This is a genomic window from Microcoleus sp. Pol11C2, from assembly GCF_036701505.1.
GTDB lineage: Bacteria > Cyanobacteriota > Cyanobacteriia > Cyanobacteriales > Microcoleaceae > Microcoleus.
This window is the reverse complement of sequence record NZ_JAUBQX010000048.1, coordinates 1-17,827: the sequence shown is the minus strand read 5'-3', so window position 1 is coordinate 17,827 and position 17,827 is coordinate 1. Positions and strand designations below refer to the sequence as shown.

Here is a 17,827-nt window from a genome sequence, read left to right as displayed (position 1 = left end):
ACTCTGGGCGCGAGATTTAACTGATTTTGAGTTGTCTGTTAGCTACCGTCAATTTTAGGACAAATGTTGCTTCAAAAAATCTCGAATTTGCTTGAGCTGAAATCCTTTAGCAAGTTGGCGCAGGTGATGAACGAAAAGCCCTAATGTCGGCTCAGAATGTTCGAGTTTAGCAGTTTCTTCCAAAATAGCTTCAATATCGCCCATTGCAGCCAATCTTAACAACGCCAAGACTGACTCTGAGGCAGGAGACACCATCGTTGAGTCAGCAGCAGCAATCTCAGAAGATGCTTTTGCAGTTTGATCTGTCAGCTTTTTGGTTTGTGATCCTTCTTCGTAAACCCATTCTAGTCTCAAATGCAGGCGCAATAATTCTAAAAGCTCATTAGTTTGAATCGGTTTGGTGAGAAAATTATCGCAACCTGCAAGTATGCTCTCTTGCTTCGTAGTCTCGTAAACGTTAGCGGACAAAGCAAGGATAACCGTATCTTTTAATTCCGGCAACTGTCGCAGCCGCCTGGTAGCTTCCCAACCGTTCATTACCGGCATCAGCAAATCCATTAAAATTATATCCGGTAGAAATTCCTGTGCTTTGTGCAAGCAGTCTTCGCCGTCTGTAGCTTCTGCGATTTCAAAGCCTAAATGAAAAAGCAGCCTGTGCAACATGGCGCGATTTACTTCGTGATCGTCCACGATTAGCACTTTCCGCTGGGAGCCGATAAAACCTACAAGCCGCCTTTTTTCTTGGCGGGAGGGGAGTTCCGAACACTGGGCGACTGCTGGCAAGTCTAGATCCAACCAAAATATGCTACCTTTGCCGCAGCTACTTTGGACGCGAATTTGGCTGCCCATCATTTTGACTAATTTTTGGCTGATGGAAAGTCCCAGTCCGGTACCTTCGACGAAATTGTTATGATCGCCCACTTGATGAAAAGGCAAAAATATTTCTTCTAATTTATTCTGCCCGATGCCAATGCCCGTATCTTCGATTTGAAAGCGAATTTTAGGGGTAGGGGTACGGCCGATATTGTCTGCTATTATCCCCTCGGGCGCTTTTGTTGTTCCTAGCGACGGACTCGACATTTGCTGCGCGTCTAAATTAGCGGTTAAATTGATTATTTGAGGGGCAATTTCCGCTGTCAAACTAGAATTTTCGCCGTTGGTTTGAGGATAATTATCGGGGAAATTTTCTGCATAACCGACTTTGAATGTAACGCTGCCGCTGTTCGTAAACTTAACGGCATTGCTGAGCAAATTAATCAAAACTTGACGCAACCTTTTTTCGTCTGCCAAAATGCCGTCTGGAAGCGCTGAAACCTGCTCGTAATTAAAAGCAATTCCTTTTTGAGTAGAGCGCATCTGGAACAAATCAATAATACCTTTCACAAAACTGGAAAAATGCACCTTTGTCAGCGACAGATCCATTTTACTAGCTTCGATTTTTGAGAGGTCTAAAACATCATTAATCAGCATCAGTAGGTGGTTACCGCACTGGTGAATGTTGTTAAGACTTTCCTGTTGATCGGCGGTAAAGTTTTTATCGACTTTGAGCAGTTGAATGTATCCCAAAATCCCGTTCAAAGGCGTCCGCAATTCGTGGCTCATGTTGGCGAGAAAGTCGCTTTTAGCGCGGTTGGCGGATTCGGCGGCTTCTTTAGCTAATTGCAGGGCGGCTTCTGCAAGTTTGCGATCGGCAATTTCGGTTTGTGCTTGTTCAAAGAGCATCGATTGCTGAATGGCGATCGCCAACTGCACCCCCAATTGTTTTAGGCACTCTCCCTCCAATTGCTGCCAGGGACGCGGGGCCGTGCAGTGGTGGGCAATTAACAGCCCCCACAAGTTTTCGCCTTGCAAAATCGGCACTACCAGATTCGCTCTCACATCGAGCCGAGTCAACAAACCCAAGTGGCAGTCTGCCAGCCCGGCATTTTGAACATCTTCTATGGCTCTAATTCTGCCCTCTTGGTAAAGAGGAACGTAGGCTGACCCGAAACAGGGGTCATAAATTTCCATTCCTACAATTGGTCGGACATTTTCGGCAACCGACTCGACAGCGATAAAGCCGCTCCAATCCGGATTAAATTGGTAAATAATAGTACGGTCTACTTGCAAAAAATGTCGCACTTCTTCGACACTTTTGGTAAGAATTTCTTCAAGATTGAGAGAAGATCTAATGCGTTCCAGCATGGCTACTGCCAACTGTTCGCGCTTTAACTTTTGCCGCAAAATCAGCTCTGATTCTTTGCGTTTTGTGATATCGGTAATCACTGCAATTAAGCCGATGTAATTTCCATTAATATCTTGAATACTGTCGGCTCGCACCAGAGCAGTTACTGCTTCGCCGCTCTTAGTGTGCAGGGAAGCTTCGCCAGACCAAGAGCGACCTTGGCGAAGGCTTTTATAGATTTGTTTGTAATTTTTATGCCGGACATAAAGCGCGGTCATATCGCCAATATCATTGAGTTCTTCCACTGTGTAGCCGTAGCGCTGAATGAAGGCTTGATTGTGGTAAATAGACCGCCCTTTCAAGTCGGCGATCACGATCGCATCGCTGGTACTTTCGACGGCTTGAGTGACCTTGAGTAAAGCTAATTCTGCTGCTTTGCGATCGCTAATATCCGTCATCGAACCCACCATCCGCAGAGGGTTTCCGGCTTGATCCCAAACGGCTTGAGCGCGGGCGAGCACCCACTTATAGCTACCGTCTTTACACAGCAAGCGGTATTCGGCGGCGTAATGGGGGGTTTGGCGATCGAGATAACCTTGGATCGCTGCTTGAACTCGTGACCGATCGTCTGGATGGATGCGATCCATCCATGCGCTGTAGTTGCTGTCGATGTCGCCGTCTGTGTAACCGATAATTTCTTGCCAGCGGGCCGATCGAAAAGCTTCATTTGTTTGAAGATTCAGATCCCAAATTCCGTCTTGATTGCCTTTGAGAACTAACTGCCAGCGTTCTTCACTTTTACGCAATTCTTCTTCGGCTTGTTTGCGCTGAATATGATCGCCCAATTGAGTCGCTACAGCCTTGACCAACTCTACTATACGCGGTTCCATAATTGAGCGGTCGCGCTTGCAGAATACTAAAACTGCCAGCACCTCTGAGCTAGCGTGAATTGGCACTCCGAAACAAGCTTTCAATCCGACTGATGCCGCCATTTGCGATCGGGCAAAAAGATGATTTTTGGCTAGAGAAATATCTTCAATCCATTCTACCTTTCTGGTTGACCAAATGCGTCCAGGTACTGCCACTCCGGCGGCGAATCTAATTTTTTTACTTTCGCGGCCGAACGTATCTAAATCGCGATGGCTAGCGTACCAAGTTTCGCTGTGTTCCAAAAAAGTACCGTTAGCAGTCGGTATCCAAGCTTCCGCAAAATTCCAGCCGATCGCATTGCACAGCAACCGCAAAATCTCTGGGAGGGCGCTGTGAAAATCTGCCGACTGACTAATAGCTTGAGTTGCCGCCAGCAACAGCTTTATTTCATCTTCTGCTTGCTTGCTTTCTGTAATATCAGTTGCCGTGCCGAGAATTTGTTTTAACTTACCGTCTGCTGTTTTCGCAAATACAGTATCTCGGCTGACCATCCAGCGCCAAGAACCATCCTTGTGCCTAATTCGGTATTCAATTTCAAAGATATCCCCTTCGCTGCCTGTTTCAACTTGCTGTAAATAATCAGGCATTTTAATTGAATCTTGGGGGTGGATTAAAGTTGACATCATCCACGGTTCCATTGCCTGAATCTCCTCTACTGTATAGCCAAGAATGTGGTATATAGAAGCGTTTCCATAGATATTTTTTTTTTCAATTAAGTCACAAACATACAAAATATTAGGACTTGCCCCAGCAATTTGTTGAATGAATCGCTGGCTCTCTCGCAGTGCTGCTTCTGCTTGTTTCCTTTGGGAAATATCGCGAACAATGCAAATGATTTCCCCGTCGGGCAGCATTGTCAGCGAGACATCTATAGGGACTTCCGAGCGGTCGCGACGGCATCCTACTGCTTCGGTGCTGTAAGAACCTTTCTGCACTAAAGTCGGCAGGACTTCTTGCTCGAACCTTTGCAGCTCTGCACCTTGGTAGAATGTTTTCCAACTTTTACCTAAGATTTCTTCGAGAGAGTCGTAACCGTAGATTTTTACTCGGGCTGCGTTGCAATAAATCACCTCTTTGTCGGCACTGAATATGGCGATACCTTCGGAAGCTTGGGCCATTGCCGCTGCTTGCCTGTTGAGTTTTGACTCAAAACGTTTGCGATTGGTGATATCGCGGACGATCGCGATAATTTCGTCATCCGTGCAGAAAACAATTCTCGCTTCAAAATCGTAGAGTTCATCATTAACGGGCATTTGATATTCTACAACTTGAATCTCGCCCGTGGCGATCGCTTGTTGATTGCCCGACAAGATTTTTTCAGCAAAAGCCGCCGGCAATATGTCTTGTGCTTTTTTGCCAATTAGTGTTTTTTGTGGGATGATTTTCTCGAAATCCTTTGCAGGCTTGAAGTCTACAAAAGTGCCGTCTGCCCGACAGCGAAATATCATGTCTGGTATCGCATTTAAAAGAGCGCGGTTAGTGGCTTCGCTCTTACGCAATTCAGCTTCAGCTTGCTTGCTAAATGTAACGTCCCGGGCCACTGCATAAATCAAACCTTCTTCTGCAAACGGCGATGCTGTCCACGACAGCCATTTATAAGTACCATCTTGGCAAATATAGCGATTTTCTAAGCTAATAACGGGGTGGCTTTTTTTAAGTTTTTCTAATTCCGCTACAGTAATTTCTAGGTCTTCTGGGTGGACGAATTCTATCAAAGGTTTGGCTAAGATTTCATCACTGCTATAACCTAATACATTTGACCAAGCGGGGTTTAAGCGTTTAAAATACCCATCCAAACCTGCAATGCAAAGTAAATCCAGCGAGAGATTAAAAAATCGATCGCGGTCTTGCTGGGTTTGTTTCAATTCGGTAACATCCATCACCAAACCGTCCCAAACTATATCACCGTTGGCTTGCCTTTCTGGCTTCGACGCGCCTTGCAGCCATTTCACTCGATCTCCCATAACTTGCCGCCACTGGTGTTGCCAAGCTTGCTGAGTCGCCGCCGAAGTTGCGATCGAGCGCTGCAAGCCTGAGATGTCGTCTGGGTGAACTGTTGCAAAAGCCAAAGTGGCATTTTCTTCTATTTGTTCTGGTTTTAAATTGTATATCTGCCAACTGCCGGAAGAAACGTAAGTAAAAGATATTTTACCATCTACATAAAGCCGATATTGATAAATCATTCCCGGCACGTTGTCGGTCATTATTTGAAATCGAGCTTCGCTTTCCTGCAACGCAATTTGCTGGCGTTTGTATTCGGTCACATCTCGCATTGTACCCACCAACATTTTACGGCCATCGGCCTTGTTAAAAACTGTTTTTTTGGTAGATATAATGCGTTCTTTCCCGCCGCTATCGGTAAAATTTTCTTCTGTTTCCTGAGAAAGACTTCTTTGCAATACTTGCTCGTCTTGTTGCCAAAAAAAAGCCGCTTGTGCTGGGGGTAAAAAATCGTATCCTGACTGGCCAATCAGTTCCGATCGCCTTTTTCCTATCAAATTGCAAAAAGCATCGTTTAATACGATCCATCTGTGCTGCTCATCTTTAACAAAAATCGGGTCAGGAGTCGAATTAATCGTGTGATTTAAAAACTCTTCTGATGCTTTTAATTGAGCTTCGTAACGGTAGCGATCGCTCACGTCCAAGACTACTTTAATCAGGCGGTCTATTGAGCCGTCTTGGGCGCGAATACAGCGCAGGGAAACTCTAGTATAAACTGTTTTTTCGTCTTTTCGGCGCCACCTTTGGTCTAAAACATAGCCTTCACTGTCCCCTGCCAAAATTTTATTTAACTGCTCTAAACTCGACTGCAAGTCTTCTGGAAAAATCCACCTCTCCCAATTCTCATCCCAAAAATCCTGGCGATCGTATCCCAGCAAATCGCACAAAGCATCGTTTACTTCCAACCACTCGCATTTTTCTGGTGCTGAGGGGCAACTCGGAGGAGCCAGAATGGCAATGCCGACGAGAGAATTCTCGACTACCGAGCGATATTTTTCTTCGCTTTTTCGTAAAGCTTCTTGGTTGTGCTGTCGCTCGACTGCATAACGAAGCGATCTAATTAACACTTCGCTGTCAATTTTTCGCTTGACTAGATAATCTTGAGCTCCGGCTTGGATTGACTGCACGGCAAGCTCTTCATCGTTGCGGGCAGTCAGTACGACAATCGGAGTATTTAGGCTATATTCTTGTATTTTGACAATTGTATTTAAGTCTTGGCTGTCGGGCAGCGAAAGATCTAGTAAAATCACATCAAAATGTTCGCTGACCAAAAGTTGCTGTGCTTTGCTGAGACGGTCTGTACAACTTACTGATAGCCTCTGGGGTTCGGCTCTACTGACGTTTGTTTGTAATAATAATTCTTCAATCAGATCGGCTTCTGCTTGATTGTCTTCGACCAGAAGAACTTTAAAGCCGTTTCGCTTTGCGGGTGGGCTCAAAACTGATATCATATACCTTGTTTTTTGTCATAAGGCAGTTTAGCCAACTATTATAGCATATAAAGAATTGTATAGCCACAAATCCCGCCGTTCCCAGTTAAAAACTCTTTGGTTCAACAATTACAATGCACTCTATATCATAGTTGGACTCTTCTCAAAAATGGGCTTTCCAGCGCGTTTCACAAAGAATAAATTTTCTTGGGAGAGCTTCTTCTGATCTACCCGTAAAAGCCTTATTGAAAATCGTGCAATATCTGCTGATATCTATGCCACTGTGTTTTTCCTCTAAGTAGGTCAACGCAATCAGAGGGAAAATTTTTAGGGTTTTTAGAAGCTCGGTTTCAGGAGGAAACTAAGCTGCTTAGTATTTTTTTTGGGTGATCGCCTCTGTGACCCTATTTTAGATTTTAGATGTACTCCACAGATGAATCGGGGAGGTTGAACTAGAATCTCAAATTTTGGGCGACTCACGACTCCTGTCGGAAAATAAGTATCGGTTTTTGGGCGGGTTCAGCCGATCGCGCGATCGAACCCCATCCTTTGTTGCCCTTGGATTCCGCTACCAACAGAATCCGAGCGATATCCCCGCACCAATGAGCGCTCAACGCCAAAAAAGCGGTGGGAACTATCTTCGCTATTCATTTTTTTACCAGTTCTTTTATGATACCTTACATAAACTCATTACAGCGATTTCTTTACTTTTTGCAATCAAATAAAATATCTCAACAGGCCTTGCTATTTAGCCAAAAAGTGATAATCTTGAAATAGAGGCAATCGAAAACTCGGTTGATACAGCCTAGGAAAAAATCAGAGAATTTTGGTAACAAAATTACAATTAAAAATAAGCTGTTTTTTGTTTTCTGTTCCTGGACAGAACTGAGATGAAGTTGAGAGGTAAAAAGCAATGCTCGACAATTTAGCAATTGAACAAAAAGCCGGGTTAATTCCCAAAGAAAAAGCCTTAGTATTGTTGTTTGATGAAGTCGGCATCGCCGACATCCCATTAGTAGGCGGTAAAAATGCTTCTTTGGGCGAAATGATTCAACAATTAACCGCCCAAGGAGTCAGAGTTCCCAACGGATTTGCAACTACAGCACACGCTTATCGGTACTTTATCCAGTCAGCGGGTTTAGAAGCTAAATTGCGCGAAATTTTTGCCGATTTAGACGTAGAAGATCTGCAGAACCTGCGACAAAAAGGCAAGCAAGCGCGGGCACTGATTCTGGACACACCATTTCCGCGAGAATTACAAGCGGCGATCGCGGATGCTTACGAAAAATTGTGCGATCGCTACGGCGACAGTACAGACGTAGCAGTGCGTTCCTCCGCCACCGCCGAAGACTTACCAGACGCCAGTTTCGCCGGACAGCAAGAAACCTACCTCAACGTCCAAGCTTGCGCTGGCGTCCTCGAATGCTGTCACAAATGCTTTGCTTCCATATTCACCGATCGCGCGATTTCCTACCGCCAACAGCGGGGTTTCGACCACTTTGAAGTCGCCCTATCAGTCGGCGTCCAAAAAATGGTGCGATCGGACTTAGCATCCTCCGGCGTCATGTTCAGCATCGACACCGAAACCGGATTCAAAAACGCCGTATTAGTAACCGCCGCCTACGGATTAGGCGAAAACGTCGTGCAAGGAACCGTCAACCCCGACGAATACTTCGTCTTTAAACCAACATTAAAACAAGGTTTTCGCCCGATTTTAGACAAACGCCTCGGCAGCAAAACACTCAAAATGGTGTACGACATCGGCGGTTCTAAATACACCAAAAACGTCTCCGTGATAGCAGCAGAAAAAAATAAATTTGCCATACAAGATGATGAAATTCTGCAACTAGCAAAATGGGCAGTAGTCATCGAAGAACACTACTCTAAAGTGCGCGGGACTTATACCCCGATGGACATTGAGTGGGCAAAAGACGGCAATACGGGCGAATTGTTTATTGTCCAAGCGCGACCCGAAACAGTACAATCTCAAAAGTCTGCTAAAGTTTTGCGAAACTACAAATTGCAAGGTAGCAGTGCAGTTTTAGCAAAAGGACGCGCCGTTGGCGAATCAATCGGACAAGGCCCAGCCCGCATAATTTTAGATGTACACAGAATCGCTGAATTTCAATCAGGAGAAGTTTTAGTTACCAACAAAACCGACCCGGATTGGGAACCGATTATGAAAAAAGCAAGTGCGATCGTCACCAATTCCGGCGGCCGCACTTGTCACGCCGCCATCATAGCCAGAGAAATGGGAATTCCCGCCATTGTCGGCACCGGCGACGCCACTCAAATCTTGAAAAATCATCAAGAAATCACTGTTTCTTGTTCCGAAGGAGACGAAGGCAAAGTTTATTCCGGTTTGCTTCCTTTTGAAATTCAGGAAACTGCGATCGAGAATTTACCCCGCACCCGCACTCAAATTTTAATGAATGTCGGGAACCCAGAAGAAGCCTTTGGTTTATCAGCAATTCCTTGCGACGGCGTAGGCTTAGCGCGCCTAGAATTCATCATTGCCAATCACATTAAAGCACATCCGCTGGCACTGATTCACTTTGACGAATTGGTGGATGAATCAGTCAAGGAAGAAATTGCAGAACTCACAGCACTTTACCAACACAAACCCGATTTCTTCACCGACAAACTAGCCTACGGAATTGCCACAATTGCCGCCGCATTTTATCCAAATCCAGTTATCGTGCGGATGAGTGATTTCAAGAGCAATGAATATGCTAATCTTTTGGGAGGGCGGCAGTTTGAACCCAAGGAAGAAAACCCAATGATCGGGTGGCGTGGCGCCTCTCGTTATTACGACCCGAATTACCGCGAAGCTTACGCTTTGGAATGCAAAGCATTAAAGCGAGTTCGCGACGAAATGGGCTTGACCAATGTAATTCCGATGATTCCATTTTGTCGCACCCCAGATGAAGGGCGAAAAGTGTTAGCCGAGATGGCAAAACACGGTTTAGTTAAGGGCGAGAACGGCTTGCAAGTGTATGTGATGTGCGAATTGCCGAGCAATGTCATATTTGCTGACGAATTTGCCCAAGTTTTTGACGGATTCTCCATCGGCTCTAACGATTTAACTCAGCTAACATTAGGATTAGACCGGGATTCTGCTTTAGTCGCCCACATTTTTGACGAACGGAATGAAGCTGTCAAGCGAATGGTAGCAATTGCGATTAAAGCTGCCAAGAAGTACGATCGCAAGATTGGGATTTGCGGTCAAGCGCCCAGCGATTATCCGGAGTTTGCTCGTTTCTTGGTTGAGTTGGGAATTGATTCGATCAGTTTGAATCCCGATTCGGTTTTGAAGACTTTGTTAGATGTGGCTAAGGTGGAGGGCGCGGGTTCGTTGATGGATTTAGCGGGGGATATTGCTAAGGTTTAACCGTTTTGGTTTTGGAGATCAACCGGGTTTCTCAAACAATAGTTACCCCATGTTCTGGCTTGGTTGTTTTTGAAATCGACTCGGTTTCTCAGATGTATTCCTGTAAAATAATCGCTCTCCCGTCTATAGTGATGAATCCAAGTCCTCTAATTTTTATCAGGACTTGCATTCGTCACTACAAACCTATTTGATTGCTGATAATTGACCTGACATAATATCACATCATATCAGCACTTCTGGCTTGGTTGAACCCTGGCGCTGCGCGCGATCGCCCTCCTCAGCCGCCAGCTAACGGTTAACACACGGGCGGCATAGTTTGAGAATTGAGCGGGAACTTTTCTTATTTAAAACCGTCTTTTAGGGGAGGATTTTCTGTTGCCATCGCCTAAATCAACAAACATATTCTCCACATAAGCTCTGAAAATGTGCTAACTGCTCTCCTGATTATTTTCATAGGTTTAGCTCCGTCGCTGCTGTCTTTGTGGGTGATGCGCTCTGCCCAGAGCCAAGCCCGCGACAGAATTGCAGCGGCCAGACTTGCGGTAGCGAATAGACCTATGCGAACTCAACTACCAACTGCCGATCGCACTTACATACAAAGCCTCGGTTATTCGATCGGCGATATCACTTGCGAGTATAACGCCCGCTCTAATTACCTTCGCTGCGCTGTCAATCCTTCTGGGCCCTGTCAAGATTGTCGGTACTACCAAGCCAGAACTCTTGACGCTCGCGGTGAAAAGATATAGTTTATATTGGTGCTTGTATCTACGCCTATTTGCGGATGTAATAATCAATGAGTTAAGATGTACTTACGTGTAAGGATTATTGTTGGAGCTTGTTTTGGACGACCCACGCCCCAACTCAGCAATTAAAACCTAATCGAGCATTATTGCTTGGTTACAGTTGCCATAACGGGCGGATTGCGATCGGTGTTTTTCTAGTTGACCACTTACGATCAGAAACCAGGTTTAGATGATAAATTTTGGTTGGGCGGCGAGAAATCTAGGAATAAATTGGGTTTCTAGTCTCCTGGTCGTAACTCCTGCAGTTAAGAAAATTAGCCAATAAAAATCGTAAGTAGCTGAGGGGCAAATCTCCAAATCAGTTTCTCCAAAACATCATGAAAAATTCTGCACGAAACATTGTCCCGAGCATTTATCTTAAACAGAAACTCGCTCGAAGACTCTAAGTTGACAGTTTGAGAAGTTAGTTGTGGGCTGCACGAATCTGTTTTTGCGATCGTCGCGAAACAGTCTCATACCTAGATGGCTATCTCCAGACTCCAAGTCATGAATTTTTAAGACGCTTCGTCGATACAGGGTATGCCGATTTCAATTGAATCTCATATGTTGCACCATTTTCAAGAATAAGCTTTCTGGCCTGTTCCACAAAGAGTGAATTTTCTTATCGGCTGGGCAGGAGAACCCCCCCATAAAAGGGTTATTGAGAATGGTAAAAGATCTCAGTTGAATGACACTTCGGGCACAGCCGACATAATTATGTGACGGCTATCACTCCCTAATTAATGTCTAGTTGCTATTGTGAACAGGGTTTGCGCGCCAAAACCAAAGAAACCGAGTTTTTTACCGGGAGCGAAGGCTACCAAGAAGTCTTTTAGTCCCTCAAACCAGGTTTATACGTCCCGAAATAGTGAATTTTCTCTGCAAATAAAGTGCATTAGACGATGTACAGAAAACCTCATCAATTAAATTTTTGAGAACTCGTGTTATTATCTACTGCGCGATGTAAGAGATAGGCGTGTAACAGATACACTCCCTAAAAGAAAAGAAAAAAGCCGAAGGCAAAATATCACCCGATAGAGAGATTATTGGGATTTCAACCCCAAATCCTCAGCGCTTCTGCCGGCGATATTTGCAATGCTATCCAATATCTATATAGCACTGCTTTGTGCTGAGAAAAATTTGCTTTTTGCTCTTGATCCAAGTCAAGCAGCAGAGCATCTTACTCTGCAATTAAACCTTTTCAATAGGTGATAATTATCATCGGGAAATGGGTACATCATCTACAATCCGTGAGCCAATTTGACCATGCAAAGCATCTGCAACAAATCAATCTTTTTAACCCCAAAAATATGTGAATCCCCCGCAAGGATTGCGGGCGCCAAATCCCGAACAACAGCAACTTATCATCATAAAAAACCAATAAAACAAGTAAAAATAGAGGAGTGTTTCCTGTCCCATAAACTTCGTGCGGACACGAGAATTGGGCATCCCCACAGAGAATTTTTGCAAGCAACCGTAATGGAAAATCCCCTGTGGTTACCGCCTCGGACTATAAAAAATGTACTGTTCCTAGATGCCAGAGTAGAGAACGGCGACAGCTTGGCAAGAGGAGCAACAGCCGATACAGAGGTATTTGTACTGGACTCGACGCGGGATGGAGTCGAGCAAATTACTAGAATTTTGGCTAATTACAGCGATTTAGACAGCCTTCAGATAGTTTCTCACGGTCGAGAAGCGGGGGTGCAGCTAGGGTTGATCGAACTCTGCAACGACAACTTACAAACCTACAGCCATTTGTTACAGCAGTGGGGAAAAGTCCTCAGCGAGAGAGGAGATATCTTGTTATTCGGGTGCAGCGTCGCAGCGGGGGAAAACGGCGAGGCCTTCGTGCGGAGGCTGAGCTTGATTGTCGGTGCAGATATTGCAGCTTCCGACAACTTGACGGGGAGTGCGGCACTCGGCGGCGACTGGCAATTAAAATTTGCGACCGGGGAAATAAAGGCGAGAATCGCCATTGAAAAAGAAGTGCTCGAAGCTTACCCTTACCCCCTCGGCACATTAGTTAACGAAACCTTCAAAAACTCCACAGTTAGGGGGCCTTGGATTTACGGGGGAAACGACGGGGCACTGTTCGATCCCAGCAGTAACCTTCCAGCAGCCGATCAACTTATCCCCGGCATTACCGGAGGCACAGTATCCGGCGTACTTCCGGCTTTGGGCGGTGCAAGTCCCGGCGATGGCGCTCTGCTATTAACTCCAGCAGTAAACCTTCGGGAAGCCTTCGTCATCTACAACAACCCCATTCCTTCAACCGACGGTCTCAGAGTCCAGTTTGATTTTTATTCTTACGGTTCAAGCGGGCAATTTGAGGCTCCGCAACAATTTATTAGTCCTCAGCCAGGGGACGGGCTGGGTTTTTTCTTGATTGACGGCACTGTTAGTCCAACAAGGACTGGGGGTTATGGCGGTTCTGTGGCTTACGCTCCACGAACTGGTATACCCGGTATTGAGGGAGGTTATTTAGGCATTGGGCTTGACGAGTTTGGCAATTTTTCAACATCCACAGAAGGGCGCTCTGGCCCCGAGCCGCCTCGGATTCCCGGCTCCTCTATTGGTTCTTTCAGACCTGATTCAGTAACTGTTAGAGGAAATCAAGCAGACGGTTATCAGTTTTTAACAAATGCGATCGTTCCCTTCGGCATCGATAACATTCCTACGAGCATTGACTTTAGTGGCCCTATTGCCGGCGGCAGTTTTAATTTCAGCAATACGTTCACGAGCGATCGCAATTTAGCCAAAAGATCCGTTCAAATTACGCTGAATCCATCTAATGATCCGGTGGAACCCTCTCGCCTCACCGTTGCCTTCGATGAAAATTTCGACGACATCTACGAAACTACATTGATCGATATCCCCAACTTGGCAACCGAAAACGGCCGAGTACCGCCAATTTTCAAATTTGGTTTTGGCAGTTCCACAGGAAGCGCCAACAACATTCACGAACTTCAAAACCTGGTAGTTGAAACTATCAATCCTCCCAGTATCGCCGCTGAGGTTGCCACTATCAAGACCGGCCCGCAGTTCGTCAAGCCCGGAAGCAGCATTACCTACACGATTACTACTGTAAACCGGGGGCCAGCGCCTGCTACAAATGTTCTGATTCAAGACGAAATACCTTTAGAACTGCTGCGTCCGGGCGGATCGCCGCCGGTTCTCAGTGCGTCCAACAACGGCACTTACGTGAACCAAACGAAGGCAGTCACCTGGCCGTTAATTCCCGTTCTCAATGCGGGTGAGACTCTGACTTACACCCTGACTATTGATTTGCCGCCCGGTTTAACCAGCGGTAGCAGTTTTGCCAACGTTGCATTCAGCACTAGCTCGACTTTCGACCCCGACCTTAGCAACAACAGCGGTATAGTCGCGCCAGGGCAAATCGAGGGGCCTGGTGTAGTTTTTACCACAGTTGTCGATACAGTCGCGGATTTAGTTACTACCAAAAGTGGCCCTGTGACTACCTCCGCCGGGTCAAGCGTCGCCTACACATTGACTACGACTAACATCGGGCCAGACCCCGCTGCCGATGTGACCATCACTGACAGCATTATTCCGGGTTTAACAGGAGTCAGCGTATCGGACGGCGGCACTTATGACCCAGTTTCGGGCATTGTCACCTTCCCAGCACTGACGGCGCTGGCAAATGCGGCTACTGCGACCCGCACCATCAGTTTCATTGCCCCAGCCACCCGTACCGACATCAGCAACACCGCCCGGAGTAGCGCGGCGACTTTCGATCCGATCGCCACTAACAACAACGGCTCGACAACCAACAAAGACGGCACTCCCACCAACTCTACGGTTACGACAAGTATTGCGCCCAACGCGGATCTTGTTACCACGAAAACCGGCTCTACGAGTGCTACGGCCGGTAGTTCGGTCAGCTATACGATCGCCACAGTCAACTTAGGTCCAAGTCCTGCAGAAGCTGTAACCATCACAGACAGCATAGTTCCGGGGTTAACCGGAGTCACGGCATCTAACGGTGGCGTTTACGATCCAGTGACAGGCATTGTCACCTTCGCGCCCGTGGCAATCGCCAACGCGGAGACACTCACCCGGACGATCGACTTCACAGTACCGCCCACCCTAACTTCCATTAGCAACACGGCCAGAAGTACCTCCATCACTCCGGACTCCACTCCGGCCAACAACAACGGTACAAACCCCAACGCCACCGTCACCACCTCGATCAATGCTGTGGCCGATGTTGCCACCCAAAAAACGGCTCCGGCCAGCATCCAGGTGGGCGACACGCTACTTTATACAATTACTACTACCAACTTAGGCCCGAGTCCCGCGACCAACGTAGTTATTATCGACAGCCTGATTCCCGGCTTAACTAATGTCAGCGTGTCCGATGACGGAACCTACAATCCTGACACAGGGGCGATCGATTTCCCAGCGATCGCGACTTTAGCCAGCGGCAGCAGCGTCACCCGCACCCTGATGTTTGTACCGCCGCCTACCCTGACGAGCATCACCAACATTGTCTTGAGTCGAGCGTCCACTTTTGACCCGGACTTAACCAACAACGACGGCTCGACAGTCGCATTGCCCGGTCAGGCGGGGGGGCAAGTTATTACCTCGATCGATGCTGTGGCCGATGTTGTCACCCAAAAAACGGCTCCGGCCAGCATCCAGGTGGGCGACACGCTACTTTATACAATTACTACTACCAACTTAGGCCCGAGTCCCGCGACCAACGTAGTTATTATCGACAGCCTGATTCCCGGCTTAACTAATGTCAGCGTGTCCGATGACGGAACCTACAATCCTGACACAGGGGCGATCGATTTCCCAGCGATCGCGACTTTAGCCAGCGGCAGCAGCGTCACCCGCACCCTGATGTTTGTACCGCCGCCTACCCTGACGAGCATCACCAACATTGTCTTGAGTCGAGCGTCCACTTTTGACCCGGACTTAACCAACAACGACGGCTCGACAGTCGCATTGCCCGGTCAGGCGGGGGGGCGAGTCATTACCTCGATCGATGCTGTAGCCGACCTGGTTACGTCCAAAAGCGGTCTCACATCTGCTCCTGCTGGTAGTTCCGTGACTTATACTATAACTACCGCAAACAATGGGCCGAATGCTGCTGAAAACGTAGTGATTACAGACAGCATCATTCCCGGTTTAACGGGAGTCAGCGCTTCCGATAACGGCACTTACGACCCAGTGACAGGGGTTGTCACCTTCCCAACAATTCCCAGTTTGACTAGGGGCACCAACATCAACCGCGAGGTAACAGTAGTCGTTCCAGCGACGGGCACCATTAGCAATACTTCCCAGAGTCGAGCGACCACTTTTGACCCCGAACCCAGCAATAACAACGGTTCCGAGTCCCGAGCCACTGTCACCACCGCCATTTTACTCGCGCAGCCAACACCCAACAAGCTTCCATCAGCCGACAGTAGCAATGTGGCGATCGCGCCCAACAGCGTTGTCCAAATTAGCGGGCTCGGAGGCAGAGACTCAGACGGCACAGTGGTTACATTCACCATCAGCACCCTGGCGCCGGCAAATCAAGGCGTCCTGTTCTTGGGCGACCCCGCAACAGGGGGAATCGCTGTCACGGCAGGTCAAACGCTGACAGCCGAGCAAATGACGCAGTTATTCTTCGAGTCGGCTGGCAATTTCACAGGAGCTAATTTTACCTACAGCAGCAAGGACAATCTCGGTGACAGCAGTCCTGCCGCCACCGTTTCTCTGGTGTCCCTGGCATTCAACTACCCGCCGGTACCCACAAACATCAGCAAGACACTGGCGTCAAACAGCACCGTCAACCTCACAGGGCTCACGGCAAAAGACCCCGACAACTCGATCGAATTCTTCACTATCAACACCCTGCCGGCGGCAACTCAAGGCGTCCTGTTCTTGGGCGACCCCAGCCAGGGAATCCGGATCACGGCAGGCCAAAGACTTAGCGCAACTCAAATCAGCCAGTTATTCTTCCAAGCAACCAGCGAATTCGCAGCCACCAACTTTACCTACAGCGCCACAGACAGCCGCGGCGCCATTAGTCCAGCCCCCGCTACAGCCTCCCTGCTAGCACTATTACCTCCCACCGACCAGCCACCCGTCGCCAACAACTCCAGCCTCCCTGTGTTGCTGGGAAGAACCGTGAACATCCCCGGACTCGGAGGAACCGACCCCGACGGCACGGTGGTTTCCTTTACCGTAAACACCTTGCCACCAGCCAATGAAGGCACGCTGTTCTTGGGCGACCCCAGCCAGGGAGTGCGGGTCACAGCAAGTCAAACCCTGACAGCCGAGCAAATTACCCAGTTGTTCTTCCAGGCGTCCAGTAATTTCACAGGGGCAAACTTCACCTACAGCGCTACAGATAACCTCGGCGCCACCAGTGCGGCAGTCGCCACTGTTTCTCTCATTCCCCTTAAGGAAGCGATACCGACGCCGACACCCGCGCCGATACCAACACCCGCGCCGACGCCAACACCAACTCCCGCGCCGGAACCAACACCAACACCACCAACACCAACTCCCGCAGCGGAACCAACACCTGCGCCGGAACCAACACCCACACCAACACCCGCCCCGACGCCCATACCCGCAGCGGAACCCGCCCCGGTGCCCATACCCGGGCTAACACCAACTCCAACACTCGCGCCGGAACCAACACCCGCACCGGCACCAACACCCACACCGGCAGCGGCACCAGCCCCGACGCCCATACCCGCGCCGACGCCCATACCCACGCCGGAACCGGAACCAACTGCAACTCCAACACCACCAACACCAACAACACCAGCGCCAAAACCAGCCCCCGAACCAACACCAGCGCCAGAACCAACCCCCATATTCAACCCAGTACCCGAACCCGATACCAGTTGCGGTTGCGACCCCTTGCCCTTGCTGCCCCCGCTCACATTTATCCCACCCCAGCCAGAGCAAATACTTAACTTCGACTCAAACGCCGCCCAACTCATCGACATCCAAAACACCAGCATCGGCACTGGCGGAAACGATTCCTTAACAGGAAACGAAACCAACCAACTATTTCTTTCCCAAGACGGCGACGACACAGTGTTAGGTGAAGCAGGCAGCGATATCGCTTTCGGCGACCAACAGCGAGACTTGATCGCAGCAG

The 17,827-nt window shown here is 48.1% G+C and carries 5 protein-coding genes; 3 read left to right on the top strand and 2 right to left on the bottom strand.

Translation table 11 applies throughout. The annotated features are described in order from the left end of the window. Positions 1–54: 54 nt before the first annotated feature. Both QUA42_RS21985 and QUA42_RS21980 read right to left on the bottom strand, forming a co-directional pair. Complete coding sequence (locus tag QUA42_RS21985) at positions 55–6,546, bottom strand: PAS domain S-box protein (protein WP_333140055.1); 6,492 nt, start codon at positions 6,544–6,546, stop codon at positions 55–57. Between the two features lie 498 nt (positions 6,547–7,044). Next, positions 7,045–7,176, bottom strand: a complete 132-nt coding sequence (locus QUA42_RS21980) for a hypothetical protein (RefSeq protein ID WP_333140053.1) — start codon at positions 7,174–7,176, stop codon at positions 7,045–7,047. A gap of 262 nt (positions 7,177–7,438) precedes the next feature. Here QUA42_RS21980 and ppsA point away from each other — a divergent pair, with 262 nt between their 5' ends. The 3 genes from ppsA to QUA42_RS21965 form a co-directional block, all read left to right on the top strand. Further along, the gene (gene ppsA / locus QUA42_RS21975) at positions 7,439–9,916 is read left to right on the top strand and encodes a phosphoenolpyruvate synthase (protein WP_333140051.1); all 2,478 of its coding nucleotides are present in this window, start codon (positions 7,439–7,441) and stop codon (positions 9,914–9,916) included. A 425-nt stretch (positions 9,917–10,341) separates the two neighbouring features. Continuing rightward, positions 10,342–10,662: a DUF6464 family protein gene (locus QUA42_RS21970; protein WP_333140049.1), complete on the top strand. Its 321-nt coding sequence runs from the start codon at positions 10,342–10,344 to the stop codon at positions 10,660–10,662. Positions 10,663–12,162: 1,500 nt separating this feature from the next. Continuing rightward, positions 12,163–17,827 (top strand): DUF4347 domain-containing protein (locus QUA42_RS21965; RefSeq protein WP_333140047.1); only part of this gene is annotated, 5,665 nt, incomplete at its 3' end.